Consider the following 26,747-nt stretch of genomic DNA (forward strand, 5'->3'; position numbering starts at 1 on the left):
GTGGGCGGGGGAGGGTGGAAGCGCCCCCGCCCCCTCGCTTTCGAACGTGGGATAGGCCCTATCTCACGTTCGAAAGCGCTCATTCGCCCCATTTCACGTTCGAAAGTCGCCCGGGCGGTGGGTGGGGGAGGGTGCGGCGTCAGCGGCCGGTGCCGCCGTAGACCGTGGCCTCCTCCTCGGCGTCGAGGCCGAAGGCGGCGTGCACGGCGCGGACGGCGTCGTCGAGCTTGCTCTCGGCGGTGACCACGGAGATGCGGATCTCCGAGGTGGAGATGAGGTCCACGTTCACGCCGGCGTCGGCGAGGGCCTTGAAGAAGGTGGCGGAGACGCCCGGGTTGGAGCGCATGCCCGCGCCGATCAGTGAGAGCTTGCCGATCTCCGGGTCCGAGACGATGTCCTGGAAGCCGATCCGGTCCTGGGCGGCGCGCAGGGCGGCCATGGCGTCCTTGCCCTCCACGATCGGCAGGGTGAAGGAGATGTCCGTGCGGCCCGAGCCCTCGCGGGAGATGTTCTGCACGATCATGTCGATGTTCACGTTGGACACGGCGATCACGCGGAAGATCTCGGCGGCCTTGCCGGGCACGTCGGGGACGCCGACGATCGTGACCTTGCCCTCGGAGCGGTCGTGGGCGACGCCGGAGACGATGGGCTGTTCCATGGGAGCGCCTTCCTGAAGGGTGATGGTGTCGTTCGGGTCGGGCAGGATCCAGGTGCCCTCGTGGTCGGAGAAGGAGGAGCGCACGTGCAGTGGCACGCCGAAGCGGCGCGCGTACTCCACGGAGCGCAGGTGCAGCACCTTGGATCCGGAGGCCGCCATCTCGAGGGTCTCCTCGGAGGAGAGCTCGGTGAGCTTGCGGGCGGTCGGCACGACGCGCGGGTCGGCGGAGTAGACGCCGTCCACGTCCGTGTAGATCTCGCACACGTCCGCGCCGAGCGCGGCGGCGAGGGCGACGGCGGTGGTGTCCGAGCCGCCGCGGCCCATGGTGGTGATGTCCTTGGACTCGGGGCTCATGCCCTGGAACCCGGCCACGATGGCCACGCGGCCGGCGTCGAGGGCCTCCTGCACGCGGTGGGGGTTGACCTTGACGATCCGGGCCCGGCCGTACGAGGTGTCCGTCAGCATGCCGGCCTGGGAGCCGGTGTAGGAGCGGGCCTCGACGCCCTCGGCATGGATCGCCATCGCGAGCAGGGACATGGAGATGCGCTCGCCGGCCGAGAGCAGGATGTCCATCTCGCGTGCGGGCGCGTCCTGCGTGAGTTCGGCGGCGAGGTCGAGCAGCTCGTCCGTGGTGTCGCCCATGGCTGAGACCACGACGCACACGCGGTTCCCGGCCCGTACCGTGTCCGCGACGCGGCGGGCCACGCGCTGGATGCCGGCGGCGTCGGCCACGGAGGAGCCGCCGAACTTCTGGACGATGAGACTCATGGGTCGCTCCGGACAGGGTCGAGGGTCGGTTCGGGCCAAGTCTAGGGGCGCGCACCCGCGCAGGTCCGCCAGGTGAACCCCTGTTCCGGATGCTGGACCCGGCGCCCGCGGCCGGTCAGGACGACGGCGCCCGCGGACCCGCCTGCGACCCCGGTCGGCCTGGGATCGGCGCCGGGATCATCCCCCGGGTGGATCCGCGTCCGTGCCCGATGCGGCAAGGATGGGGCCATGACCGCTCCAGCACCCCCGCCTGCCTCACCCGTCCTGGGGGTGGCCGCCCACGACGGGATCGTGGCCCACGGCCTCGCCCGCTCGTTCGGCGCCGTCCATGCGGTGCGGGACGTCTCCCTCACCGTGCCCGCTGGCTCCGTGACGGCCCTCGTCGGCCCGAACGGCTCGGGCAAGACCACGCTCCTGCTGATCCTGGCCACCCTGCTGCGCCCGGACGCCGGCGCCGTGTCCGTGGCCGGGGTGGACGCGGTGCGCGAGCCCGTCGAGGCCCGGCGGCGGCTCGGCTGGATGCCCGACACCCTGGGCGTGTGGGAGGAGCTGACCTGCCACGACATCCTCGCCAGCCTGGGCCGGCTCTACGGCATGGGGAAGGCGGAGGCGTCGGCGCGCGCGGACGAGCAGCTCGCGTGGGTCGAGCTCACGGAGTTCGCCCACCGGCCCGCCCGCGTGCTCTCCCGCGGCCAGCAGCAGCGCCTGTCCCTGGCTCGGGCCACCGTGCACCGGCCCTCCGTCCTGCTCCTGGACGAACCCGCCAACGGCCTCGACCCGGCCGCCCGCATCCGGCTGCGGGACGACTTGCGCGCCATGGCCGCAGCCGGCACCGCCGTGCTCGTCTCCTCCCACGTGCTCGCCGAGCTCGAGGAGATGTCCGACCGCGCCGTGTTCCTCCGTGCGGGCGCCACGGTGGCCACCCAGGAGTTCCGCGCCGCCGACGACCTCGCCCGCCCCTACCGGATCGCCGGACCCGACCCGACGGCCCGGGACACCCTCGTCCGCGCCCTCGAGGCCCGCGGCCTCGCCGTCACCGTGGCCACCGGCGCCGGCGCGGGCCAGCGCCGGGACGGCGTCGTGGTGCAGCTGCGGGGTGAGGCCGCCGCGGCCGCGCTGCTCGCGGACCTCGTGCGCGAGGGTGTGCTCGTCAGCCACTTCGCCCCGGAGGGCTCCCGCCTCGAGAACGCCTACCTGGGCCTCCATCTGGAGGGCCCCCGCACCGAAGGAGACCGGCCGTGAGCACCGCCGTCGCGACCTCGATCCATGACCGCCGCCCGCCGCAGCCGCAGCCGGGGGGACGCCTCGGCGCGGCCCAGGCCGTGGCCACCGTGGTGGGGATGGAACTGCGTCAGCGGCTGCGCTCGCGCGGCTGGTACGTGCTGTTGGGCGTCTTCTTCGTGGTGGTGGGGGCGGTGACCCTCGGCGCCCTCGGGTTGCGCGGCCTGGGCGTGGCGGAGATGGAGGCGTCCGGCCTGGAGCCGGAGCTGGCAGAGCAGCAGATGCGCGCCCTGGGGCGGACGCTCTTCGACGGCGTCCTGCTCTTCGTCCTCACCCTCTCGCTGCTGGTCTCGCCCGCCCTGGCGGCCAACGCGATCTCGGGCGACCGTGCCGGCGGCACCCTGGCCATCACCCAGGTCACCCTGCTGCGGACCGGGCAGCTGATGGCGGGCAAGTGGCTGGCCGCGTGGATCGCCTCCGCCGCGTTCCTCGCGGCCGCGCTGCCGTGGCTCGCGGTCGCAGCCGTGGTGGGGCGCGTGTCCCCGTGGGCCGTGCTGGTGGGGCTCGTGATGATCCTCGTGGAGTTCGGCATGATCGCGGGGATCGGCGTGGCCGTCTCGGCGATCGCCGGGCGCACGCTGTTCGCCGTCGTGGTGACGTACCTGATCGTGGCGGCGCTGACGATCGGCACCCTGGTGGCCTTCGGGCTGTCCCTGCAGTTCCTGCAGACCGAGGTGCGGGCCAACGACGCCGAGTACGGCTCCATGACGGCGGAGCCGTTCACCGAGGCGGAGCTCGAGAAGATGACCCCGGAGGAGGCGGAGCAGGCCTGGGCCGAGTGGGAGGCGGCGAACCCGGAGCTGTTCGACGGGATCGCCGACCGGTGCGTCGGCCCGGTGACCGCCCGGACGATCCCCGACCCGCGGCGGAGCGGATGGCTGCTCGCGGCGAACCCCTACGCCGTCCTCGCGGATGCCTCCCCCTGGGAGGCAGGGCTCCTCGCGGACGGGACCCGGGTGGATCCCGGGCCGCTCAACCTGCTGTCCGTGGGGCTGCGCTGGACCCAGCGTGACCCCGTCCGGGACGTCGAGTGCCTCGACGGCGAGCTGCGCGGTCTCGACCAGAGCGGCGTGCCGGACCGGCAGGGCACCTGGCCGGTGTGGCCGCTCGGCCTGGCGATGCAGGGTGTGCTGGTGGCCGGGCTGGGCTGGTGGGGCCACCGTCGCCTGGACACCCCGGCCGGGCGGCTGCCCGCCGGCACGCGCGTGGCCTGAGCCGGGCCGGCGTCGGGCAGGACCTGTTCGACGCCGGCCGGTGTCAGCCGCTGATCAGGCGGCGTCCCTCGAAGGCACGGCCGAGGGTGACCTCGTCCGCGTACTCGAGGTCCCCGCCGACGGGCAGACCGGAGGCCAGGCGCGTGACGCGGATGCCCGTGGCGCCGAGGAGCCGGCCGAGGTAGGTGGCCGTGGCCTCGCCCTCGAGGTTGGGATCCGTGGCGAGGATGACCTCCTGCACGGCCTCGTCCTGCAGCCGGGTGAGCAGCTCGCGGACGTGCAGCTGCTCGGGGCCGATGCCGGCGATCGGATTGATGGCCCCGCCGAGCACGTGGTACCGGCCCTGGAAGGCGCGGGTGCGCTCCATGGCCATGACGTCCTGCGACTCCTCGACCACGCAGATCTGGGAGCGGTCCCGGCGTTCATCCCGGCAGAGCGAGCACACCTCGTCCTCGGAGACGTTGAAGCAGACCGAGCACAGCCGCACCCTGTCCTTGACCGTGCGGATGGCGTCCGCGAGCCGCAGCATGTCCTCCCGGTCCGCCTCCAGCATGTGGAAGGCGATGCGCTGGGCGGACTTCGGGCCGATGCCCGGCAGGCGGCCGAGTTCGTCGATCAGGTCCTGCACCGCGCCCTGGTACATCCGTCTCCCTCGTCCGATGGTGCGTCTCATGGGGCGTGCGCCCGGACGCGGCGCCGTGGTCCGGCGCCGCGTCCATCATGCCCGCGGCCCCGGACGGCGTACGGGCGCGTTCGCCTCAGGCGTCGTTCGGGCGTTCCTCGAGCAGACGGCCGCCGAGCACCCGTTCGACGACGGCCCGGCCCACGAGGCCCGAGTCCTCGAGCGGGACGTCGTCGTCGCTGGCGACCTCGTCCTCCCACCCCACACCGGACGTCGCCGGGGCGGCGGGGCCGGTGTCGGCGGGCCGGGCCGGGCCGCGACCCTGGGCGGCCTCACGGGCGGCGCGGATGGCCGCGGCCCGCGCGTCCAACGACGGCGGCGCCGAGGCTCCCCCGGCGGGCTCGGCGTCGGCGGGGCGCGCCCCGAGCGAGGCCGCGCTCGGTCGGCCCCCGGCGGGGGAGCCCGGCGTGGCGTCCGGGCCGGAGCCGCCGGGAGCGCCGGGGCCGCCGCCCGTGCCGCCGCTCGAGCCCGCGTTCACCGGAGGCTCGAGGGGCCCACCGGCCCGCAGCCGCTCCATGAGCCGCGGGTACATGCTCGCCGGATGGCCCGAGCCCGGGAAGTCCGAACCGGTCGGTCCGGCAGCCGTGCGCGGCGCGGCGTCCGCGTCGTCGGTGGGCACGCCCGGGTCAGGGGTCGCGTCGGCCGTGGGTGCACCCGTGGGGCGCCGCTGCTCGTCCGAGGACGGGCCGGCGCCCGAGGCGGCCGGGTGGGGATCGCGTCGCTCCGTGGCCGCTGCGTCGTCGTCCGGGGCGGGCGACGGCGTGGCAGGCCGGGCGGAGTCACCGTCCGCGGCCGCGCCCGCGCCGTCGTCGAAGCCGGCGGGACGGGTCGCGCCGAAGCGCTTCGCGAACTCCGCGCGCAGCTCCGCCTCCGGACGGGCGAACACGGGGATCGAGTGCTCCTCCTCGCGGACCAGCGGCCCCGGGTCGTAGGCCCGACGGACCTCCTCGGCGCTCGGCTCGCTCTCGCCGGGGGCCGGGGCGTCGGGCCGGACCGGGGGGCCCTGGCCGGCGTCCGGCGCGGCGCCGCCGGACGCCGGTGCGGCCTGCGGCGGCGCGCCCCAGTCCTCGACCGACGGCACGGGACCGTCCCAGCCGGCGGCGCCGACGGGCCGCTCCTCGGCGTCGCGGGCCGGCGGGGTCCAGCCCTCGGGGCCGTCCGAGTCGTCCTGCTCCGCGTCCGGGTCGAACGCGGGCAGCGAGTCCCACGGGTCCTCCTCGGGCGGGGGAGCGTCGTCCCAGGCGGGCGGCTCCTCGTCCGGGCCGCCCCAGCCGTCCGCCGGCGGGGCGGGGGCGGGCGTCGTCGACGACGTCGGCGTCGGCCCCCAGGAGGTGGCGGGGGCCTCGGGCGTCCAGGCGGGGGACGGCTGCGGCGTCTGACGCTGCTGCGCGGTCCGGGGCGAAGCCGCCGGCGGCGCCGGGTCGTCCTCCGCGGTGGAGGGTGCGGCGGAGCGTGGCGGGGCAGGGCGGGAGGACTCCGGCTCGCGCGGGGCCTGCCCCGGTACCGGAGCGGGCCGGTTCGGCTGCGCCGCCGGTCGGTCGGGCCGGCTCTGCTGCGAGGCCGGACGCTCAGGCCGGTCCGTCCGTGCCGGGCCGGCCGGGCGAGTGCCGGACTGTGCGCGGGCGTCCCCGGTCGGCGCGTCCCCACCGAGGATCAGATCGAGCCGCGGGCGGATGCCGAGCACCTGGTGGACGGCCTCGCCGAGCACGCGGTCGCCACCCCGGCCGAGCAGCGACTGGCGGGGCCCGTCCTGCTGGAAGCCGATCGTCAGCAACGAACCGTCGTAGCCCGCGACGCTCGCGTTGTCCTTCACCAGCATCCACACCAGGCGTGAGGCGTCCTCGAGGGCCGCGAGGATGTCCGGCCAGGCCCGGCGGATCATCTCCACCTGGCTCGCCGCCGGGGCGGGCGTGGGGCTCGACGGCGCGGCCGTCTCCTCCGGCCCGTGGGCGGGGGCCGGCGCGGCACCGGTGCTGTCCTGGGCCTGGGGCCGGCCCTCGGGCTCGGGGCGGCCCTCAGGCTCGGGGCGGTTCCCGGCCTCCGGGCGGCGCACGTCCTCGGAACGGGCCCCGACCTCAGCCGGTTCGGGCCGCCCGGGCTGCGGCGCCTGCTGCGGACGCTCGGACCCGGTGGCCCCGGCGGCCGCGTCCCCCTCCGGCGCCTCTGCCACGGACTGCGGGGCAGGCGGCGTCCAGCGCTCCGGCGGGGCGGTGGACGCCGTCGGCGCGGACTCCTCCGGCCGCCGCATGGCGGCCCGGGCGAGCGCGGCGCCGGTCAGAGGGCCGGAGCCCTCCGCGTTCCCGGCCGATCCGCCGCCGTCCGCGGCGGGCGTGCCGGACCGGGTCGGCGTCGTCGTGCCCTCCGGGGCGCCGTCCTCGACGGGCGCGGCGCCACCGAGCTCGAGGCGCCGTTCGAGGGCCTCGAGGCGGGCGGCCAGGCCGCGGTGCGTCTCGTCCGAGGCGGGCAGCAGCAGGCGCGCCATGAGCAGCTCGAGGTGCAGGCGGGGACTGGTGGCCCCCACCATGTCCGTCAGCGCCAGGTTGGTGATGTCTGCGAGGCGGGAGAGCTCCGCGCGGGAGAGCTGCGCGGCCTGCGCCGAGAGACGCCGCACCTGGTCCTCCGGCATGCCGTGCAGGATCGCCCCGGCCTCCTCCGGCAGGGCACGGGCGATCACGAGGTCGCGGAAGCGATCCAGCAGGTCCTCGACGAAGCGGCGCGGGTCCTGGCCGGACTGCACCACACGGTCCACCACGCGGAACACGGTGGGGGTGTCGTCCGCGGCGACGGCGTCGATCACGTCGTCCAGCAGGGCCTCCGGGGTGAAGCCGAGCAGGCTCACCGCGAGCTCGTACGAGACCTGGCCCTCCTGGGCGCCCGCGATCAGCTGGTCCAGCACGGAGAGCGTGTCACGCACCGAGCCCGTGCCGGCGCGCACCACGAGCGGCAGCACGCCCTTCTCCACGGACACGGCCTCCTCCGCGCACAGCTGCTCGAGGTAGGCGATGAGCGGCTCCGGCGGCACGAGCCGGAACGGGTAGTGGTGGGTGCGGGAGCGGATGGTCCCGATGACCTTATCCGGCTCCGTGGTGGCGAAGATGAACTTCAGATGCTCCGGCGGCTCCTCCACGATCTTGAGCAGCGCGTTGAAGCCCGCCGCGGTGACCATGTGCGCCTCGTCGATGATGAGGATCTTGTAGCGGTCCCGGACCGGGGCGAACGTGGCCCGTTCGCGCAGGCCGCGGGCGTCCTCCACACCGCCGTGCGAGGCCGCGTCGATCTCCAGCACGTCCAGCGAGCCCGGCCCGCCGGTGGCCAGGTCCCGGCACGAGTCGCACTCGCCGCACGGCGTGGGCGTGGGGCCCTGGGCGCAGTTCAGGCAGCGCGCGAGGATGCGGGCGGACGTGGTCTTGCCGCAGCCGCGCGGGCCGGAGAAGAGGTAGGCGTGGTTCACGCGGTCCTTCGCCAGTGCGGTGCGCAGCGGGACCGTGACATGGTCCTGCCCGATCACGTCCTCGAAACGGTCCGGGCGGTAGCGGCGATACAGGGCGGTGCTCACCCTCGAAAGCCTATCCGGCGGGCGGACGGGCTAAGGGAGCCGGGGAATGCGCACGCCCGCCGGCTCGTTCCCTGGCCCATGACCACCATGCACATGCACACCGACGCCGAGGACACGATCCACCCCACGCAGCCGGCCCCGGACTCGGGACCGCTGAGTCAGGCCGAGATCGACCGCCTCTTCGCGGACCGCCACACGACGCAGCTCTTCTCGGACGAGCCCGTCGACCTCGCGCTGATCGAGCGGGCCTACGCGGACCTCCGCTGGGCGCCGACCGCCATGAACAACCAGCCGCTGCGGCTCGACGTCGTGGACAGCCCCGAGGCCCGCGCCCGCCTGGCCCCGCTGATGATCGAGTTCAACCGGGAGAAGACGGAGCGCGCCCCGCTGACGCTGATCGCCTCCTACGACCTCGACTGGCACCGCAACATGGGCCACCTCGCCCCGTTCCGGGAGGGCTTCGAGGAGGATGCCGAGGGCAAGCCGGGCATGCGCGAGGGGATGGGCCGCACGAACGCGCTCATCCAGGTGGGCTACCTGCTCGTGGCACTGCGCGCGCACGGGCTCGAGGTCGGCCCCATGGCCGGGTTCGACGCCGCCGCCGTGGACGCCGAGTTCCATGCGGACCGTGCCTGGAAGTCCCTCCTGGTGATCAACGTGGGCCACGCCGCCGCGGACGACGAGAAGGCGCGGCAGCCCCGCCAGGGCCGCCTCGACTTCGACCAGGCCGCCCAGGTCCTCTGACCGGGGCGGGCCTGCGGCGGGCTGGGGCGCCGGCCCGCTCAGAGCCCGGTGAACACCCACGGATCACGCGGCAGCGCGGCCGGGTCGAACGCGGGCACGGCGGCCGCCAGCGGTCCCGCGGGCAGGCCGAGGGACTCCAGCAGCCGGTCCCGCACCCGCTCGGGGGTCCACGCCGGGTCCTGCGCGGCGAGGTCCTCGAGCGTCACGGCGCCGTCCCGCTTGGCCAGCCGCCGCCCCTCCGCATTCAGCACGAGCGGCACGTGCAGGTACTCCACCGCGGGCGTCGGCTCCCCGCGTGCTGCGCACAGCGCCTCGGCCAGCCAGCGCTGACGCGGGGCCGAGTCGAGCAGGTCGTCGCCGCGGACCACCTGGTCCACGCCCTGCGCCAGGTCGTCCACGACGACGGCCAGGTTGTACGCGTACGCCTCGTCGTTCCGGCGCAGCACCAGGTCGTCGACCAGGCCCGTGACCTCGCCGTGCAGCACGTCCACGGCGGTGGCGCGCGGGATCTCGCCCGCCGGCAGGCCCGCGACCTTCGCCGCGTCGATCCGCAGGGCGGCGGGACGCACCCGCCGTCGCTCTGCCCGCTCGGCCTCCGTCAGGCCGCGGCAGGTGCCCGGATAGAAGCCGGGCGGACGCAGCGGCGCGGTGCCGCCGGAGGCGGGGGCGACGTCGTCGGGCTTCGGGTGCGGGGCCGACGTCGCCTCGGCGATGTCCTTGCGCGAGCAGAAGCACTCGTAGACCGCGTCCGGGCCGTGCACGGCGCGCAGGGCGGCCACGGCGGCGTCGTACAGGGCGGTGCGCTCGGACTGGCGCACCGGCTCGGCGTCCCAGTCCAGCCCGACGGCGGCCAGGTCCGCCCGCTGGTCAGCCTCGGCCCCGGAGCGGACGCGGTCCAGGTCCTCGACCCGCAGCAGGAAGGCACGGTCCGTGGCGCGCGCCGCGAGCCACGCGACGAGCGCGGTGCGCAGGTTGCCCAGGTGCAGGCTTCCCGTGGGGGAGGGGGCGTAGCGTCCGGCGGGCATGGGATCTCCTGGGGAAAGTGAAGACCCCTCACGCACCTGCCAGAGCCCACCTACCCTTGCTACCTTCCGGTCCTGGGGGAGTTCAGCGAGATGACACCACGTGAGGGGCCGTCGAAGAGTCTAGCAGGGTGGCGGCGGGCGCGGCGATTCGGGCCGCGGGGAGGCCCGGGCCGAGCTCGCGCCTCCCGCGGAGGATTGGCGCGGCCCAGGACGATCTGGTTATGATTGAACCTGCCCTCGCGCGGTCCGCCGCATGGGGGCGCACCAAGGAGGATTCGCCTAGCGGCCTATGGCGCACGCCTGGAACGCGTGTTGGGTTAACAGCCCTCGGGGGTTCAAATCCCCCATCCTCCGCGGGCAAGCCCCGGGACCCCAGTGGTTCCGGGGCTTTTCGCATGTCCGGGACCGCTGTCGACCGGGGAGGGCGCGCCCGGACTCCTCATCTGCCGCGCTGGGTGCGAGACGCGGGTCACATTTGCGCGTATCCTTCTCCCCAGTCGTCCGGGACCGCCGGCGGCCGCCGCTCGGAGCTCGCACCGCACCGGCCATCCCCACCCCGATCTGGAGACCCCATGTCCTTCGCAGATCTCATCACCGCCGTGAACGACGTCATCTGGTCCCCGGCCCTGATCTGGCTCTGCCTGATCGTCGGCCTCTACTTCACCATCCGGACCATGTTCCTGCAGTTCGTGAACATCCCGGACATGGTGAAGCAGCTCCGCGAGGGCCAGGACTCCGCGGACGGCACCTCGTCCCTCCAGTCCCTCATGTTGTCGCTCGCCGGCCGCGTGGGCATGGGCAACATCGGCGGCGTCGCCACAGCCATCGCGTTCGGCGGCCCCGGCGCCGTGTTCTGGATGTGGGTCATGGCCCTGCTCGGCGCCGCCACGTCCTTCATCGAGTCCACGCTCGGCCAGATCTACAAGGAGCGCGACCCGGACACCGGCGAGTACCGCGGCGGCCCGGCGTACTACCTGGAGAAGGCCTACAAGCACACGGCCGCCGCCCCCGCCTTCAAGGCGTACGCCATCCTGTTCGCCGTCGTCACCGTCTTCGCCACCAGCTACTTCCTGCCGGGCGTGCAGGCCAACGGCGTGGCCGCGGCCGTGGGCGAGGCGTGGGCCGTGCCCGCCTGGGTCGTGGCCCTGGCCATGGTCATCCTGCTGGCCTTCATCGTCCTGGGCGGCGTGAAGCGCATCGCGACGTTCGCCGTCTACGTGGTGCCCGTGGTGGCCGTGCTGTACATCATCCTCGCGCTGATCGTGCTGTTCCTGAACTTCGACCAGATCCCCGAGGTCTTCGGCTCCATCTTCGCCAGTGCGTTCGGCGTGCACGCGGTGTTCGGCGCGATCCTCGGCCTCGCCATCCAGTGGGGCGTGAAGCGCGGCGTCTACTCCAACGAGGCCGGCCAGGGCACGGGCCCGCACGCCGCCGCGGCCGCCGAGGTCTCGCACCCGGCCAAGCAGGGCTTCGTGCAGGCGTTCGCCGTGTACATCGACACGCTCTTCGTCTGCTCGGCCACCGCGTTCATCATCATCTCCACGGGCGCCTACCGGGTGTACTCGGACGGGTCCGGCTCCGGACTGCTGTTCGAGGGCATCGTCTCCCCGACGGCCTCCGAGGGCCCGGCCTTCGTCCAGACCGGCTTCGACGCCGTGTTCTCCGGCTTCGGCCCCACGTTCGTGGCCGTGGCCCTGGCGTTCTTCGCCTTCACCACGATCGTGGCGTACTACTACATGGCCGAGGTCAACCTCGTGTACCTCACGCGCAACCTGCGCAACGGCATGGTCCGCCGCGTCGTGCTGCGCTTCCTACAGGCCCTGATCCTCGTGTCGGTGGCCTACGGCGCCGTCGCCACCACCGGTGCGGCCTGGGGCCTCGGCGACATCGGCGTGGGCTCCATGGCCTGGCTGAACATCCTCGGCATCCTCGTGCTGCAGGGCCCGGCCCTCAAGGCCCTCAAGGACTACCGCGCACAGAAGCGCCAGGGTCTCGACCCGCAGTTCGACCCGCGCCCGCTCGGCATCCGCAACGCCGAGTTCTGGGAGCACCGCGCCGACGGCCTGATCACCCAGGGCGTCGCCGGCACGGCCGAGCACCCGATCGTCGCCGACGGCGGCGCCCACCGCGCCTGACGGACCGGCGGGGCTGGGCCTTCCCCGCCCCACCACGACGACGGCCCGGACACCGCCAGCGTCCGGGCCGTCGTCGTGCGCGGCAGGTCAGAAGAGCTGGCGCAGGTTCGCCTTGGCGAGGTCGAGGAGCTTGGTGCCCTTGCCGTCGAGGACGGTGCGCATGGCGTAGAGCGCGAAGCCCTTGGCCTGCTCGAACTCGATGCTCGGCGGGATCGTCAGCTCCTGACGCTCGGTCTTGACCACCAGCAGCGCAGGCCCGTCGTGGGCGAGGAACTCGCGCATCACTGCGGGCAGGTCCGTCGTGTGGTCCGCGCGGAAGCCCTTGATGCCGACCGCCTCCGCGATCGCCGCGAAGTCCGGGTTCTGCAGGTCCGTCCCGAAGGGGACGAACCCGGCGGCCATCATCTCGAGCTCCACGAAGTTCAGCGAGTCGTTGTCGAACACGAGCGTCTTCACGGGCAGGTCGTTCTGCACGAACGACAGCAGCTCGCCGAGCATCATGGCCAACCCGCCGTCGCCGGCCATCGCCACCACCTGGCGGGCAGGGTCGACCGCCTGGGCGCCGACCGCCTGCGTGACTGCGTTGGCCATGGAGCCGTGGGACAGGGAGCCGATGATCCGGCGGCGCCCGTTCATCGTCAGGTACCGGGAGGCCCAGACCACCGGGGAGCCGACGTCGGGCAGGAACACCACGTCGTCGTCGGCCAGCTCGTCGAGGAGGCGGGCCACGTACTGCGGGTGCACGCGTCCGCGGCCCGGGGTGGCCAGCTGGTCGAGGTCCTTGCGGGTCTTGGCGTAGTGCTTGAGCGCCTTGTCCAGGAACCCCGACGACGGGTTCCCGCGCAGCAGCGGCAGCAGGGCCTGGGCCGTCTCCTTGACACCGCCCACGAGCGGCACGTCCACGGCCACCCGCCGGCCGATCTGCTCGCCGCGCACGTCCACCTGGATGACCGTGGCGTCCTCGGGGTAGAACTGCCGGTACGGCAGGGAGGAGCCGAGGATCAGCAGCGTCTCGGCCTCCTTGAGCGCGTGGTAGCCGGAGGCGAAGCCGAGCAGGCCGGTCAAGCCGACGTCATACGGGTTGTCGTACTCGATCCGGTCCTTGCCGCGCAGAGCGTGGACGATCGGGGCCTGCAGGCGCTCCGCCAGAGCCACGACCTCGTCGTGGGCGCCGGCAGCACCCGCGCCGGCCAGGATGGTGATCCGCTTGGACGAGTCCAGGGCCTCGGCGGCCTCGCGCAGCACGGAGTCGGCCGGGATGACGCGGGACGGCGTGTGACGGATCACCTCGGGCTTCGCGGAGAGCTCGGTGAGGGCCACGTCGCCCGGGATCACGAGCACGGCCACGCCCCGCTGCTCGACGGCGGTCCGCATCGCGGTGCGCAGCATGCGGGGCATCTGGTCCGCCGAGGAGACGTGCTCCACGTAGACGGAGCACTCGCGGAACAGGTCCTGCGGGTGGGTCTCCTGGAAGTAGCCCGAACCGATCTCCGCCGACGGGATGTGCGCGGCGATCGCGAGCACCGGGGTGCGGGAGCGCTGCGCGTCGAACAGGCCGTTGATCAGGTGGAGGTTGCCCGGACCGCACGAGCCCACGCAGACCGCGAGCTCGTCCGTGAGCTGGGACTCGGCGGAGGCGGCGAAGGCCGCGGTCTCCTCGTGCCGGGTGTGCACCCACTGGATGCCGCCGTGGGAGCGCAGGGCCTCGGTCAGCCCGTTGAGGGAGTCCCCGGGCACGCCGTACATGCGGCGCACGCCCGAGGCGTGGAGGGTCTCGACGATGTTCTGGGCGACAGTGGCCACGGTGGAACCTCTCTCTGGTCGGGAGGCGCCCGGGCCGGTTCGGCAGGGGCGCGGCATTCCCTTCCACGCTAGGCGTCGAGGTCCCGGCCCGGGGAGGGTCGGCCGCCCGCAGGGGGCGTCCGGCCTGGTCAGCGCAGCAGGTCGCGCTCGACCCAGCGCAGCAGGGACTCGCCCGCCCGCTCGTGGACGTCCCCGGCGCCGCCGATGCCGCGTTCGGCGAGGATCGCCGCCGTCACCACGCCGTAGGGCTTCTCGGGGACGCCGTCGGCGGGCCGCACGTCCATGTGCTCCACGGCCAGTCCGCGCTCGTGCAGCCGGTCGGCCATGGCGTAGTCGCTGCGCGAGTCGCCCGCGGTGAGCCAGCGTTCGGGCACCGGGGTGCCCGCCTCCGCCAGCAGGTCGAAGCAGCGCTCGACGCCCAGGTCCTTGCCGGAGGAGCGGTGCTCGACGTCCACCGAGATCACCGAGGGGGCCACGCGCACGTCCTCGGCGAGTCCGCGCTCGGCGAGCAGGTCCTCGACGCCCGCGGCGACGTCGTCGCGCACCCGCTCGTACTCCGTCTGGTCCGCGCCCACCGTCTTCTCGAGGGAGACCATGGCCAGCTTGGTGCGGTCGATGAACTGCAGGTCCCCGGCGCGCTCATCGTTGAGGGCCCAGATCGCGTCACGGGTGTCCGCGTCGATGGCCATGTCCGGGTCGGTGCGGAGCCAGTCCGGGGCGGTGCCGTCCACGGTGACGTCGGGCAGGTCCCCGGAGGGCACCGCGGAGAACGGGAACCACACGGCGCCCTTCTCGCAGATCGCGTGGAAGGGAGCGTCGTCCGGGAGACCCGCGTCCCGCAGCGGGGCGATCACGCTGTGCAGGAGGAAGTCCGTGGAGCGGCCCGTGTTGAAGCCGACCGGCACCCCGCGCCGCGCGAGGCGGACGAGTACGTCGATGATCCCCTCCGGCACGGTCCGGGTCTCGGTGGAGGCCACGGGGCCGTCCACGTCCAGCAGGAGTCCGATCGGGGAGGGAGTGCGCATGCCCTCACCCTAGGCCGCGGTGGCCCGTGCCCGCGATGGGCCCGGCGGCTACGCTGACCCTGAGACCCGCCCCACCCGGGGCGCACCCCCGACGATCACCCCACGGGAGCACCCATGAGCACCGCCACCGACCTCGGCCCGTCCCGCAGCCCCTTCGGCCCCGACGCCGCGGCGCGCGTCCCCAGCTCGGGGAAGGGGCTGTCCTCGACGGGCGGTCGGGTGGCCATGCTCGTGGTCGTGATCCTCGCGGTCGTGGCCGCGTTCCTGGGCTCCGGCGTCGTCGGCGGCCTGACCCCGGTGGCCGAGGCCGCGGGCGGCTGGCTCGGCCCGGACGCCACCTGGGTATCCCCGGCGACCCCCGCGTTCGGCATCTGGTCCGTGATCTACGCGGGCCTGCTGGCGTACGCCGTGTGGCAGTTCCTCCCCTCGGCCCAGTCGGCCCGTCACGACCGCCTGCGACCGTGGATCCTGGTCTCGGTGCTGCTCAACGCCGCGTGGATCTGGACGGTGCAGGCCGGGCTGCTGGGGCTGAGCGTCGTGGTGATCGCGTTGCTGCTGGCATGCCTGGCGTGGATCCTGGTGCTCCTCGAATCCGTCCGCGCGCACAGCTGGGGTGAGCGGATCCTCCTGGACGGGGTGCAGGGCCTGCATCTGGGCTGGGTCTCGATCGCCGCCGTGGCGAACCTGGCCGCGTGGCTGGCCTCGACCGGCGTCGTCGGCGATCCGGGGCAGTCCTCCCTCTGGGCGAAGGTGATGCTCGTGGTGGCGGTGCTGATCGGCGCGTTCACGGCCGTGTACAACGGCGGCCGCCCGGCTCCGGCCCTCGCGCTCGCGTGGGGTCTGGTGTGGATCGGCGTCGGCCGCGCGGACGGCACGGGGCTGCTCTCGGGCAGCCTCGCCCTCCTGGCGTGGGGCGGCGCCGCGATCGTCCTGCTGTGCTGGCTGGCCGCGCTGCTGCTCTCCCGCCGGTCCGCGACGGGCGAGGCCCGCGACCTCGTCCTCGACGCCCTCGACGGCGGCGGCGACCCCATCGACGGCCGACGCTGACCCCCGTCGTCGTTGACGGAACGGGGGACGATGCTGTCTTGACGTGCAGTAACGCCACCGCCTCCCCCATGCGATGATGTGCCGATCCGAAGGCCCCGCCTCACGGCGGGGCCTTCGTCATGTCCCCCTCCCCTCCAGGATCCTCGTGCCCCTTGCCCGTCTGCGCGCGGCGCTCCCCGCGGCCGCACTGTCCCTGCTCCTGCTCACCGGCTGCACCGCCACCGACGACGGCGTCACCCCGGCGAGCACCGAGGGCGACGTGGTCACGGTCGAGTCGATCTCGGACGGCGACACGCTCCGCGTGACCCTCGGCGAGGTGTCCACGCGGGTGCGCCTGCTCAACATCGACACCCCCGAGACCCGTCACCCCTCGAAGCCGGTGGAGTGCATGGGCCCGGAGGCGACGGCGGCGCTGACGTCGATGATCAGCCCCGGCGACACGGTGGTGCTGCGGTACGACCGCCGGCTCCACGACCGCTATGACCGCCTCCTCGCCGGCGTGTACGCAGACGGCGTCCTGGTCAACGCAGAGATGGCCCGCCTGGGCTACGGCGAGCCGGCGGTCTTCGACGGCAACGACCGTTTCCTGCCCGAGGTGGAGGCGGCGTGGGAGGAGGCCCGGGCGAACGGCGTCGGCAGGTTCTCCGGGGAGTGCGGCGCCGCGGCCGAGCCCATCCCGGAGGCGGCCCCGGCCCCCGTCCCGGAGGCGGCCCCCGCGCCCGAAGCCGCCCCCGCGGACGGGGACGCGGGGCCGGTGAGCGGAGCCGGCTCCGTGTGCCCGGACTCCCACCCGGTCAAGGCCAACGACAATTCGGGCATCTACCACATGCCCGGTCAGCAGCACTACGGCAGGACCAACGCGCGCAACTGCTACGCCTCCGCCTCCGCGGCCCAGGCGGACGGCTACCGCGCGGCCCGGCGCTGAGGGCCCCGCGCACGACGACGGCCGCCCACCTCGCCAGGTGAGCGGCCGTCGTCGTCCGTGCGGAACGTGTGCTCGGCGCCGCGCCGGGTGCGGTCAGCGGCCCTCGTGGACCGCTCGCAGCTCGTAGCCGCGCTCCTCCAAAGTCGTCTGCTTCTCAACGCGCTTCTCCACCGCGGCCACGTCCTTCGGGGGCAGCTGCACCCGAACCTCGGCGGGCAGGCCGGCCTCGAGCTGGCGGGCACGCTCCACCTCGGCGTCGACCTCCAGGCCGAGCAGCAGCACGATGTTGAAGATCCACAGGGCGAACAGCAGCGCCATGATCGTGCCGATCGCGCCGTACGCCGAGTAGCCGGCGAACTGCGTGAAGTACACGGACAGGGCCACCGCGGCCAGCACCATGCCCACCAGCGCCACGATGTTGCCGGGGCCGAAGAGGTGGAAACGCGGTTTCTGGACGTTCGGGGTGGTGTAGTACAGGGTCGCGATCAGCACCAGCAGGATCACGACGACGACGGGCCACTTCACCCACGCCCACACCGGCAGGAACGTGTCCGAGAGGAAGTTCACCACGCCGGTCATGCCGAGCGGGCCGGCGATCGGCTGGAGGAAGCCGTCCACGAGCGAGCGGTTCAGCGCCAGCGAGAGCAGCACGGCCACGATGCCCACGATCAGGATGAGCGTGGTGAGCAGGTTGGTCAGCGTCAGCTTCACCAGGCCGCGGCCCTCCTCGTAGCCGTACACCGTGTTGGCCGAGCGGTTGAACGCCTTCACGTACGCGGAGGCGGACCACAGGGCGGTCGCGATGCCGATGATGAGGGCGACGATCCCGCCGCCTGAGTCGGCCGAGTCGCTCATGGTGGTCACCAGGTTCGTGACGAGCGGCTGGTAGTCGCTCGGGACCAGGCCGGTCAGCTGCCCCAGCAGATCGTCGATGGCCCCGCGGTTGGAGGCGAGCACGAGGGACAGGATGGAGAACACGGCCAGCAGCGAGGGGGCCAGTGAGAGCACCAGGTAGTAGGTGAGCTTCGCGGCCAGGTCGGTGCCGCCGTCGTTGCCGAACTCCTTGAGCGCGCGCGTGAGCGCGTACTTCCAGCCGGCGCCGTCGAGCTTCACGCCCTGGAGCCTCTCGGCACGCTGGTCGGGATCGATCTTCGCGGCCTCCAGGGTCGCGTCCACAGGATGAATGGCCACGTCGGTCCTCTCACGCTCGGGGCAGGGTGCGGATCGGGAGTCACGGTAGCGGACGGGTGCCCCATCCGTCCCGACCGGAGCGGCGCTGGGCCGCGGACCCGGGCGATCAGCACTCGATGACGTTCACGGCCAGGCCGCCGCGCGAGGTCTCCTTGTACTTGGACTTCATGTCCGCGCCGGTGTCGCGCATGGTCTTGATGGCCTGGTCCAGGGTCACCCGGTGCGAGCCGTCCCCGAGCAGCGCCAGCCGGGCCGCGTTGATGGCCTTCACGGACGCGATCGCGTTGCGTTCGATGCACGGCACCTGGACGAGGCCGCCCACGGGGTCGCACGTCAGCCCGAGGTTGTGCTCGATCCCGATCTCGGCCGCGTTCTCCACCTGGTCCACCGTGCCGCCGAGCACGGCGCACAGCGCGCCCGCCGCCATGGAGCAGGCCGAGCCGACCTCGCCCTGGCAGCCGACCTCGGCGCCGGAGATGGAGGCGTTGCGCTTGTACAGGATGCCGATCGCCGCCGCGGTGAGCAGGAACTCGACCACCTTGTCGTCCCGCTCCTGCTGCGTGGCGCCCTCGGGGAGCACGAAGCGCATGTAGTAGAGCATGACGGCCGGGATGATGCCCGCGGCGCCGTTCGTGGGTGCGGTGACGATGCGCCCGCCCGAGGCGTTCTCCTCGTTCACCGCGAGCGCGAAGAGGTTGACCCACTCCATGGCCCACATGGGGTCGGTGCGGTTGGTGGTCTGCAGCAGGTGCTCCCGCAGCGCGGGCGCCCGACGGCGGACCTGCAGTCCGCCGGGCAGGATCGGCTCGGTGCGGGTCACGCCGTTGTGGACGCATTCCTCCATGACGGCCCAGATGGCCAGCAGCTGGGTGCGCAGCGCGTCGAGGTCGTGGCGGGTGGCCTCGTTGGCGAGCATGAGCTCCGCGATGCTCAGGCCCGCCTCGTGGCAGCGGGCGGCGAGCTCGGCGCCCGTGGAGAAGGGGTACGGTTCGCCGGTGTCGCCGTCGTCGGTGCGGTTGACGTCCTTGGTGGCGTCCAGCTCGGCCTCGAGCTCGTCCGAGGTGACCACGAAGCCGCCGCCCACCGAGTAGTAGTCGCGGGTGTGGAGCTGTTCGCCGGCGTCGTCGTAGGCGGTCAGGCGCATGCCGTTCGGATGCCCGGGCAGGGACTCGCGCATGTGCAGCGTCAGGTCCGCCTGCCGGTCGAAGGCGATCTCGTGGCGCCCGTCCAGGGGCAGCCGACCGCCCGTGACGATCTCCTCCACGAGCCCGGTGCAGGCGTCCGGGTCGATGGTCTCGGGGTCCTGGCCTGCCAGGCCGAGCAGCACCGCGGTGTCCGAGCCGTGGCCCACGCCGGTGGCCGCCAGCGAGCCGAACAGCTCGGCGTGCACGCGGGCCGTGCGCTCGAGGACGCCGTGCTGGCCCATGCTGTCCGTGAAGCGGCGGGCGGCGCGCATGGGCCCCACGGTGTGGGACGAGGACGGGCCGATGCCGATCGAGAACAGGTCGAGGACGCTGAGCGCCATGCAGTGCTCCTAGGGTGCGAGCGGGACGCGCGGTGGCCGGGGTTGGGGCCGGACGCGCGGAGCCGGGTGATCCGGTGCAGACCAGACTAGGGGCACGGGGTCCGGCAGGCCACGGGGCCGCGGGTCGTGGTCCGCGGTGCTCTCCGGCCCGTCGCCCGCCGCACGGACCGGAGCCGGGAGCGCTCAGAGGATGTTGTCCTTGGACTCCTCCACCTGCGCGGCCGCGCGGAACGCCGTCAGGTCACGCAGATACTCGTCCGCGTGGCGGAACACGGGCCCCTGCCCGGCCACGAGCATGACCCCCTCGAGGGGCTCGAACCGGGAGCGGCCCGCGTAGATGTCCTCGCCGGCGTCGACCATGGTGCGCAGCTGCCACCACGTGGGGGCCATCAGGTTGACCTCGCCGGCCCGGAAGCGGCGCAGGAGCTCGGCGGGCGACGCCCAGCCGTGGCTGGCCGCCTCGGAGGACATCCGCTCGGGGGACTGGCCCTGCGGCAGGTGGACGGCGAAGAAGAACGTGTCGTAGCGGCGCGGGCCCCCGTGCGGGGTGATCCACCGGGACCACGGCACGAGCGCGCCGGCGTCGGGGCGCAGCCCCTCGCGGTCGAGCAGCTCCCCGAAGTCCACCTCGTGGCGCTCGACGGCGTCGCGCAGCTCGTCGGGGAACGCGGCCACCCGGGCCGGGTCCACGGGGGTGCCGGTGTCGGCGTCCCGGGCCAGGAGCACTCCGGTCTCCTCGAACGTCTCGCGGACGGCGGCGGCCAGCACGCGGCCGGCGCCGTCGGCGGGGTCGAGTTCCGCGAGGGTGCCGTGGGCGTCCGCGGGCTCGTGCGGCAGCCCCAGGCGCCGGCCCCAGTCGGCCAGATCCGTGCCCTCCCACAGCCGGTCCGGCAGGTCGTCCGCGGGGTCCACGCGGCCGCCGGGGAAGGCCGTGGCGTGGGCGCTGAAGGCCATGGTCCCGGCGCGGCGGACGGTGAACACCGAGGTCTCGCCGCCGGCCCCGGGCCGGACCAGCACGAGGGAGGAGGCGGGCACCGCCGGGACCCGGGGCCGGTCCTCGGCGGCGGGCGGGGCGGCGGGGCTCACGGTGCCTCCTCGGTTCGGGCGATCATGGTCCGGACGCACGGGCCGACGACGGCGGCCCCGTAGTCTGTAGCGTAAGTCACCGTGCTCGGGGCGGAGGCCCCGGGGCGAGACCGCGACCCAAGGAGGAGAGGCCGTGAAGATCCTGGTGCTGGCCAAGCAGGTGCCGGACACGTGGCAGGAGCGTGAGCTGAGCCTGGAGACCGGCTGGGTGGTGCGCGACGGCGCGGCCGAGCCCGTGCCGGACGAGATCAGCGAGCGCGTCATGGAGGTCGCCCTGGGCTGGCGGGACGCCGGCGCGGACGTCGAGGTCGTGGCCCTGACGGTGGGCCCCGAGGACTCCTCGAAGACCCTGCGCAAGATGCTGGCCATGGGCGCGGACTCCGCCGTGCAGATCACCGACGACGCACTCGTCGGCTCGGACGCCGTGCAGACGGCTCGCGTGATCGCCGCGGCCGTCGAGAAGGAGGGCGCCGACCTCGTGCTCGCCGGCACGGTGTCCACGGACGGCGGCACCGGCGTGGTGCCCGCCATGGTCGCCGAGCTCCTGGACCGGCCCTACCTGCCGCACGCCGAGGCCCCCGAGCTGGCCGACGGCGAGCTGACCGGCACCGTGGCGACCTCGGACGCGGACGTGCGCGCCGCCGTCGCCCTGCCCGCCGTGGCGGGCCTGACGGAGAAGACCGCGGAGCCGCGGTTCCCGAACTTCAAGAACATCATGGCGGCCAAGAAGAAGCCGCTCACCGTGCTGTCCCTGGCCGACCTCGGCATCGCCGCGGGCCCGGCCGAGGCCGCCTACCGCTCCGTGATGGTCTCGGCGGACACGCGTCCCGAGCGTGCCGCGGGCGAGAAGATCACCGACGACGGCACCGCCGCCGAGCGGCTGGTGGAGTTCCTCGCGGGTCGGGGGCTCGTGTGAGCGCGAACGTGGAGGAGACCGAGATGACGACGCAGACCGACGCCGCGAACAGCGGTCAGACCGTGCTGGTGCACGCCGAGATCGGCGCGGACGGCGCGCTCCGCCCGGTCGTGGCCGAGCTGCTCGGCGCCGCCGCCACCGTGGGCGTGCCCGAGGCCGTCCTCGTGACCGGCGCGGAGGGCAGGGACGCCGCCGTCGCCCGTCTGGGGGAGTACGGCGCCACGCGCGTCCACGTCCTCGTGGCCGACGACGCCGCCACCACCCTCGGCGACGCCGCCGTGCAGGCCCTCGCCGCCGCGGCCGCCCGCACCGCGCCCGTGGCCGTGCTGCTCTCCAGCAGCCCCGAGTCCCGCGCGGTGGCCGGCCGCCTGTCCGTCCGCGCCCGCGGCCCCGTCTGCGCGGATGCCGTGGGGCTGCGCTGGGCCGACGACGAGGTCATCGCCCGCCACTCCGTGTTCGGCGGCGACTACCTCAGCGAGTCCACCGGCGAGGGCGGCCCCCGGATCATCACCGTGCGCCCCGGCGCCGTCGCGGATCGGGCTCCGGCCGTCGAGGCGCCCGAGGTCGTGGAGCTGGCCGCCGCCGAGCTGGGCCCGGTGACCGCCGGCGCCCGGGTGCTCGAGGTGAACCCCCGCACGCAGAACTCCGCCCGTCCGCCGCTGCGCGGCGCGAAGACCGTCGTCGCCGGCGGTCGCGGCGTGGGCTCCGAGGAGGGCTTCGCGATCGTCGAGCAGCTCGCCGACGAGCTCGGCGCCGCCGTGGGTGCCTCGCGTGCCGCCGTCGACTCCGGCTACACCGCGGCCGAGCGCCAGGTGGGCCAGACCGGCGTGATCGTGTCCCCGAACCTGTACATCGCCCTGGGCATCTCCGGCGCCATCCAGCACCTGGCCGGCATGAAGACCGCCAAGACCATCGTGGCGATCGACAAGAACGAGGACGCCGAGATCTTCGAGCACGCCGACTTCGGCGTGGTCGGGGACATCTTCCAGGTGGTCCCGCAGGTCATCGAGCAGCTGCGCACCCGCCGCGGCTGAACCGGTGCGGGCGCGGTCCGCTGCGGACCGCGCCCCTCGGACGAGGAGAAGCATGCCCAAGCAGCGAATGGCCGGTTACGTCCCCCTGAAGGGCGCCCCGGCCGAGACCGAGCCCGCCCCCGCCCCGGGGCAGGACACCACGACGGCGGCCCCCGCCCCGGCGCAGGACACCACGACGGCGGCCCCCGCCCCGGCGTCGGCCCTGACGCCCCTGTCCGCGCGACGCCGCATGGCCGGGTACGTCCCGTTCGCCCGCGAGGCTGAGTGGCTCGGCGGGGCCCCCGCCCCGGCTGCGGGCTCGACCCCGGCCGCCGCTCCGGCGCGGCCCGCCGCCCCCGAGCCGATCGCCGCCTCCGCGTCCCCGACGCAGGCCCCCGCACCGGCGGAGACCGAGCCCGTCGTGCCGGACGTGGCGGCCGTCGTCGCCGCCGCTGCGACCGGTGCGCCGGCCGCGGCCGGGGTGGGCGCTCCCGTGGAGTCCGACCTCGTGCCGCTCGCGGAGCGGCGACGCATGGCCGGGTACGTGCCGTTCGCCCGGGAGGGGGAGTGGTTCACCGAGCTGGCCGCCGTGGGCGCCCCCACCGCGCCGGAGACGGTGGCGCAGGAGGTCGTCGCACCGGAGCCGGTCGTCGCCGAGCCCGCGGCCGCGGCGCCGGCCGCGGAGCCGGCTCCCACCGCGCCGGACACCCGTTCGGCCCCGCCGGCCTCCGCCGCGCAGCCGCCCCGGGCCGCCCCCGGGGCCGCCACCGGCACGCCCGCTCGGGCAGCGGAGACGGACGCCGCCGAGTCCGCCGCCCCGTCCCGTCTGCGCAAGGCGCTGCCGGCGGTGGCCGGCGTCGTGGTGCTGGCGCTGCTCGCGGTGCTGGCCGGACGCTGGCTGCGGAGCCTGGACCCGGTGGCGGACTTCATCGCGACCTACGACGGGCACCCGGTCCTGCCCGAGGGCACCCCCGAGGGGATGCCCTGGTGGATGGGCTGGCAGCACTTCCTGAACATGTTCCTGATGGTGCTGATCATCCGGACGGGCCTGCAGATCCGTCACGAGACACGGCCTCCGGCCAACTTCACTCCGACGAAGGACGGCCTGTTCTCCGCGCGGGGCAACACCCCGAAGAAGTTCTCGCTCACCATCTGGATGCACCAGGCCCTCGACGCGCTGTGGCTGCTCAACGGCCTGATCTTCGTGGTGCTGCTGATCGCCACCGGCCACTGGGCGCGGATCGTGCCCACGGACCCGCACGTGTTCCAGCACGCCCTGTCCGCCGGCATCCAATACCTGTCCCTGGACTGGCCCACGGAGAACGGCTGGGTGCACTACAACGCGCTGCAGATGCTCTCCTACGCGCTGGTGGTGTTCGTGGCCGCCCCGCTCGCCGCCCTCACGGGCTGGCGCATGTCCTCGTGGTTCCCCACGGAGGCCACGGGACTGAACAAGGCGTTCCCCATGGAGGTGGCCCGCAAGGTGCACTTCCCGGTGATGGTCTTCTTCGTGGCGTTCATCCTGGTGCACGTGTTCCTCGTGGCCTTCACGGGCCTGCTGACGAACCTGAACCACATGTACACCTCGCGGGGTGGTGCCACCGACGCGTGGGGCCTCGTGGTGTTCCTCGTGAGCGTGGCGGTCACCGCCGCCGCGTGGTTCTTCCTGAAGCCCGCCTTCACGGCCCCCGTGGCCTCCCGGTTCGGCACCGTGGGCCGCTGAGCCGGCCCCACGACGGCGACGCCTCCTCCTCCCGGGACTTTCGAACGTGATGTCGGGGGAATGAGCGCTTTCGAACGTGGGGTAGGCCCTATCTCACGTTCGAAAGCGCCCGGGTGCCCGGGCGTGCGGGGCGTCAGCTCCGGGTCGCGCGGAAGGTGACCTGCACCTGGACCATCGGCTTGTCGGCCACGGGGACGCCGTCGGCGCCGACCGGCACGAGGTCCACGTCCACGAGGCGCAGGGACCGGCCGGCGTGCCGCACCCGCGTGAGGGCGACCATCTCGCCGTGACCCGGGCGCACGAACACCACGCGCACGGCCTGGACGTCGTAGCGCTCGCGGTCCGGCATGGCCGCCTGCGCGGCGGTGACCGCCCGCAGCGTCATGGCCCCGCCGTGGACTGCGCCCGACGGGTTGGCCAGCTCCGGCTTCGGGGCGAAGCGGACGCCCACGGTCGGCGCGGCGGCGACGGCGGGGCGCGCGTCCGGATCGGCCGTCGGCAGCGACTCGGGGCGGGCGGCCAGCAGCCCCGGCATGGGCACGCGGGTCTCGGCCCCGCGGGGCAGCCGTCCGGTGGCGACGAACTCGGCCATCCGCTCCTGCGCTCCGGCGGGCACCGACTGGAACCAGCCGGTCGCCTCGACCACGCGACGCCCGTCTGCGTCCTCGAGCCACGCGCGGGCCACGCCGCCGCCGGCATCCCAGGCCAGCGGGCGGGTCCAGCACTCCAGCAGCGGGCCGTCCTCGTCCCCGGCCGTGACGGCGGCCGCGTCGAAGGCGGGCAGCGGGCCGAGCACGTTGACCTGCAGCTCGGTGGTGACCACGGTCTCGATGTCCCGGGCCGCGTGGTGCACGGCCACCGCCGTGGCGTTGTCCATGATCACGGTGGCCGCCGCGCCGGTGGGCCGGCCGTCCAGGTCGAGGCACCACGGGCCGACCTCGAACGCGGCCGGGTTGAGGGCACCGTCCCGCTCGGTCATCAGCGCGTGGCGGCGGATGCCGAACAGCTGTTCCGTGCGGCCGGAGGCATGGGAGCGGGGGCCGGTGGGCGAGTCCGCGGTGGGGCTGGTGGTGGTCTGCACGGGGAGCACGCTAGCCCACGGCCCGGCGGCGACACGGCAAGTCATTGGATGTCCTATTATCATGGTGACGACAGTCACACCCTGTCGCCGCCCGCGGTGTCACCCCCGCACCGCCCCGTCGTGGACCGCCCGCGCGGCCGGACCGAGCCCCAGGAGGGCGAACCCATGTTCTCCATCACCGATGACCAGAAGGCCCTGGTCGACGCCGTCCGCGACTTCGCCGAGCAGCGCGTCGCCCCGCACGCCCTCGACTGGGATGCCGAGAAGCACTTCCCGGTGGACGTCCTCGCCGAGGCCGGCGAGCTCGGCCTGGGCGGCATCTACGTGGGGGAGGAGCACGGCGGCACCGGCCTGGAGCGCACGGACGCGATCCTGATCTTCGAGGAACTCGCCAAGGCGGACCCGGCCTTCGCCGCCTACATCTCCATCCATAACATGGTCGCCTGGATGATCGACTCCTTCGGCAGCGACGAGCAGCGCGCCCGCTGGATCCCCGACCTCGTGGGCATGGCGCACCTGGCCAGCTACTGCCTCACCGAGCCCGGCGCCGGCTCGGACGCGGCCGCGCTGAAGACCCGCGCCGTCCGCGACGGCGACCACTACGTCCTCAACGGCGTCAAGCAGTTCATCTCCGGCGCCGGCGCGTCCGACTGCTACGTGGTGATGTGCCGCACCGCCGACACGGGGGCCCGGGGGATCTCCGCCGTCGTGGTCCACAAGGACACCCCCGGCCTGTCCTTCGGCCCCAACGAGAAGAAGATGGGCTGGCACACCCAGCCCACGCGCCAGGTGATCTTCGAGGACGTCCGCGTGCCCGTGGCCGACCGCCTCGGCGAGGAGGGCGACGGCTTCCGCATCGCCATGAAGGGCCTCAACGGCGGCCGCCTGAACATCGGCGCCTGCTCGATCGGCGGAGGCCTGGCCGCCCTGGACAAGGCCACCCGCTACCTCAAGGAGCGCAGCGCGTTCGGCGAGCCGCTCACCACCAAGCAGGCCCTGGTCTTCGAGCTCGCGGACATGTCCGTGAAGCTGGAGACCGCCCACACGATGCTCATGCGCGCCGCGGACGCCCTGGATCGCAACGACCCGGACACCGTGCGCCTGTGCGCCATGGCCAAGCTCGTGGCCACCGAGTCCGGCTACGAGGCCGCCGACACCGCCCTGCAGCTGCACGGCGGCTACGGCTACCTGCACGAGTACGGCGTGGAGAAGCTCGTCCGGGACCTGCGTGTGCACCGGATCCTTGAGGGGTCCAACGAGATCATGCGCATGATCGTGGGTCGCGGCCTGATCGGCTGAGGCCGGGGGGCCCGCCCGGTCGCCCCACACAGCACGGCGCCCCGCGGTCA

Annotated in this window: 20 protein-coding genes, 1 tRNA gene and 1 other RNA gene; 11 read left to right on the top strand and 11 right to left on the bottom strand. The window is 73.9% G+C overall.

Annotation, left to right across the window (positions count from 1 at the left end):
* Positions 1–139: 139 nt before the first annotated feature.
* Positions 140–1,426 carry an aspartate kinase gene (locus tag MLUT_RS12865; protein ID WP_010079546.1) on the bottom strand — a complete coding sequence of 429 codons (1,287 nt, stop codon included), beginning with the start codon at positions 1,424–1,426 and terminating at the stop codon, positions 140–142.
* Between the two features lie 228 nt (positions 1,427–1,654).
* On the opposite strand from MLUT_RS12865, the gene MLUT_RS12870 reads away from it, so the two are divergent.
* Positions 1,655–2,668, top strand: coding sequence for an ABC transporter ATP-binding protein (locus tag MLUT_RS12870; protein ID WP_010079545.1), 1,014 nt, complete (start codon positions 1,655–1,657; stop codon positions 2,666–2,668).
* Positions 2,665–3,921, top strand: a complete 1,257-nt coding sequence (locus tag MLUT_RS12875; protein ID WP_010079544.1) for an ABC transporter permease — start codon at positions 2,665–2,667, stop codon at positions 3,919–3,921. The genes MLUT_RS12870 and MLUT_RS12875 overlap by 4 nt, the downstream gene beginning before the upstream one ends.
* A gap of 43 nt (positions 3,922–3,964) precedes the next feature.
* Here MLUT_RS12875 and recR read toward each other — a convergent pair whose 3' ends face one another.
* Positions 3,965–4,564 (bottom strand): recombination mediator RecR, encoded by a 600-nt coding sequence (gene recR, locus MLUT_RS12880; protein WP_002856659.1) that lies wholly within the window; start codon positions 4,562–4,564, stop codon positions 3,965–3,967.
* A 115-nt stretch (positions 4,565–4,679) separates the two neighbouring features.
* Positions 4,680–8,159 carry a DNA polymerase III subunit gamma and tau gene (locus MLUT_RS12885; protein WP_012750717.1) on the bottom strand — a complete coding sequence of 1,160 codons (3,480 nt, stop codon included), beginning with the start codon at positions 8,157–8,159 and terminating at the stop codon, positions 4,680–4,682.
* Between the two features lie 78 nt (positions 8,160–8,237).
* On the opposite strand from MLUT_RS12885, the gene MLUT_RS12890 reads away from it, so the two are divergent.
* Entirely contained in the window at positions 8,238–8,903 is a 666-nt protein-coding gene (locus MLUT_RS12890) for a malonic semialdehyde reductase (RefSeq protein WP_010079542.1), read from the top strand.
* A gap of 38 nt (positions 8,904–8,941) precedes the next feature.
* Here the strand turns inward: MLUT_RS12890 and gluQRS are convergent, their stop codons facing one another.
* Both gluQRS and ffs read right to left on the bottom strand, forming a co-directional pair.
* A complete protein-coding gene (gene gluQRS / locus MLUT_RS12895; RefSeq protein ID WP_010079541.1) occupies positions 8,942–9,928 on the bottom strand; it encodes a tRNA glutamyl-Q(34) synthetase GluQRS in 987 nt (328 codons plus the stop codon).
* Between the two features lie 16 nt (positions 9,929–9,944).
* Positions 9,945–10,041: signal recognition particle sRNA small type (gene ffs, locus MLUT_RS23495), an RNA gene on the bottom strand.
* 155 nt (positions 10,042–10,196) lie between these two features.
* Here ffs and MLUT_RS12900 point away from each other — a divergent pair.
* A tRNA-Ser gene (locus tag MLUT_RS12900) sits at positions 10,197–10,282 on the top strand.
* Between the two features lie 218 nt (positions 10,283–10,500).
* Positions 10,501–12,063 (top strand): alanine/glycine:cation symporter family protein, encoded by a 1,563-nt coding sequence (locus MLUT_RS12905; RefSeq protein WP_010079540.1) that lies wholly within the window; start codon positions 10,501–10,503, stop codon positions 12,061–12,063.
* Positions 12,064–12,150: 87 nt separating this feature from the next.
* Here MLUT_RS12905 and poxB read toward each other — a convergent pair whose 3' ends face one another.
* Positions 12,151–13,866 (bottom strand): ubiquinone-dependent pyruvate dehydrogenase, encoded by a 1,716-nt coding sequence (poxB, locus tag MLUT_RS12910; protein WP_010079539.1) that lies wholly within the window; start codon positions 13,864–13,866, stop codon positions 12,151–12,153.
* 128 nt (positions 13,867–13,994) lie between these two features.
* Positions 13,995–14,891, bottom strand: a complete 897-nt coding sequence (locus tag MLUT_RS12915; protein ID WP_010079538.1) for an HAD family hydrolase — start codon at positions 14,889–14,891, stop codon at positions 13,995–13,997.
* Positions 14,892–15,005: 114 nt separating this feature from the next.
* Between MLUT_RS12915 and MLUT_RS12920 the strand changes: the two genes are divergently transcribed.
* Both MLUT_RS12920 and MLUT_RS12925 read left to right on the top strand, forming a co-directional pair.
* Positions 15,006–15,938, top strand: coding sequence for a TspO-related membrane protein (locus MLUT_RS12920; RefSeq protein ID WP_010079537.1), 933 nt, complete (start codon positions 15,006–15,008; stop codon positions 15,936–15,938).
* Positions 15,939–16,083: 145 nt separating this feature from the next.
* The gene (locus MLUT_RS12925; RefSeq protein ID WP_010079536.1) at positions 16,084–16,863 is read left to right on the top strand and encodes a thermonuclease family protein; all 780 of its coding nucleotides are present in this window, start codon (positions 16,084–16,086) and stop codon (positions 16,861–16,863) included.
* Between the two features lie 93 nt (positions 16,864–16,956).
* On the opposite strand, the gene MLUT_RS12930 is transcribed toward MLUT_RS12925, so the two are convergent.
* The 3 genes from MLUT_RS12930 to MLUT_RS12940 all read right to left on the bottom strand — a co-directional run bounded on the left by MLUT_RS12930 (position 16,957) and on the right by MLUT_RS12940 (position 20,665).
* Positions 16,957–18,054, bottom strand: coding sequence for a YihY/virulence factor BrkB family protein (locus tag MLUT_RS12930; RefSeq protein WP_231936555.1), 1,098 nt, complete (start codon positions 18,052–18,054; stop codon positions 16,957–16,959).
* Between the two features lie 106 nt (positions 18,055–18,160).
* Positions 18,161–19,579 carry an L-serine ammonia-lyase gene (locus tag MLUT_RS12935; RefSeq protein ID WP_010079534.1) on the bottom strand — a complete coding sequence of 473 codons (1,419 nt, stop codon included), beginning with the start codon at positions 19,577–19,579 and terminating at the stop codon, positions 18,161–18,163.
* 183 nt (positions 19,580–19,762) lie between these two features.
* Entirely contained in the window at positions 19,763–20,665 is a 903-nt protein-coding gene (locus MLUT_RS12940; RefSeq protein ID WP_010079533.1) for an NUDIX hydrolase, read from the bottom strand.
* 133 nt (positions 20,666–20,798) lie between these two features.
* On the opposite strand from MLUT_RS12940, the gene MLUT_RS12945 reads away from it, so the two are divergent.
* Genes MLUT_RS12945 through MLUT_RS23530 form a run of 3 tightly spaced genes read left to right on the top strand, consistent with a single transcriptional unit; the run spans position 20,799 to position 24,317 of the window.
* Complete coding sequence (locus MLUT_RS12945; RefSeq protein WP_010079532.1) at positions 20,799–21,581, top strand: electron transfer flavoprotein subunit beta/FixA family protein; 783 nt, start codon at positions 20,799–20,801, stop codon at positions 21,579–21,581.
* The gene (locus tag MLUT_RS12950) at positions 21,578–22,615 is read left to right on the top strand and encodes an electron transfer flavoprotein subunit alpha/FixB family protein (RefSeq protein WP_010079531.1); all 1,038 of its coding nucleotides are present in this window, start codon (positions 21,578–21,580) and stop codon (positions 22,613–22,615) included. Before MLUT_RS12945 ends, MLUT_RS12950 begins: the two co-directional genes overlap by 4 nt.
* Positions 22,616–22,667: 52 nt before the next feature.
* A complete protein-coding gene (locus MLUT_RS23530; RefSeq protein WP_231936559.1) occupies positions 22,668–24,317 on the top strand; it encodes a cytochrome b/b6 domain-containing protein in 1,650 nt (549 codons plus the stop codon).
* 133 nt (positions 24,318–24,450) lie between these two features.
* Here MLUT_RS23530 and MLUT_RS12960 read toward each other — a convergent pair whose 3' ends face one another.
* Positions 24,451–25,398, bottom strand: a complete 948-nt coding sequence (locus MLUT_RS12960) for a PaaI family thioesterase (RefSeq protein ID WP_010079528.1) — start codon at positions 25,396–25,398, stop codon at positions 24,451–24,453.
* A 165-nt stretch (positions 25,399–25,563) separates the two neighbouring features.
* Here MLUT_RS12960 and MLUT_RS12965 point away from each other — a divergent pair, with 165 nt between their 5' ends.
* Positions 25,564–26,697, top strand: coding sequence for an acyl-CoA dehydrogenase family protein (locus tag MLUT_RS12965; protein WP_010079527.1), 1,134 nt, complete (start codon positions 25,564–25,566; stop codon positions 26,695–26,697).
* The last annotated feature ends 50 nt before the right edge of the window (positions 26,698–26,747 follow it).

Origin of the sequence: Micrococcus luteus NCTC 2665, assembly GCF_000023205.1 — a bacterium.
Classification (GTDB): domain Bacteria; phylum Actinomycetota; class Actinomycetes; order Actinomycetales; family Micrococcaceae; genus Micrococcus; species Micrococcus luteus.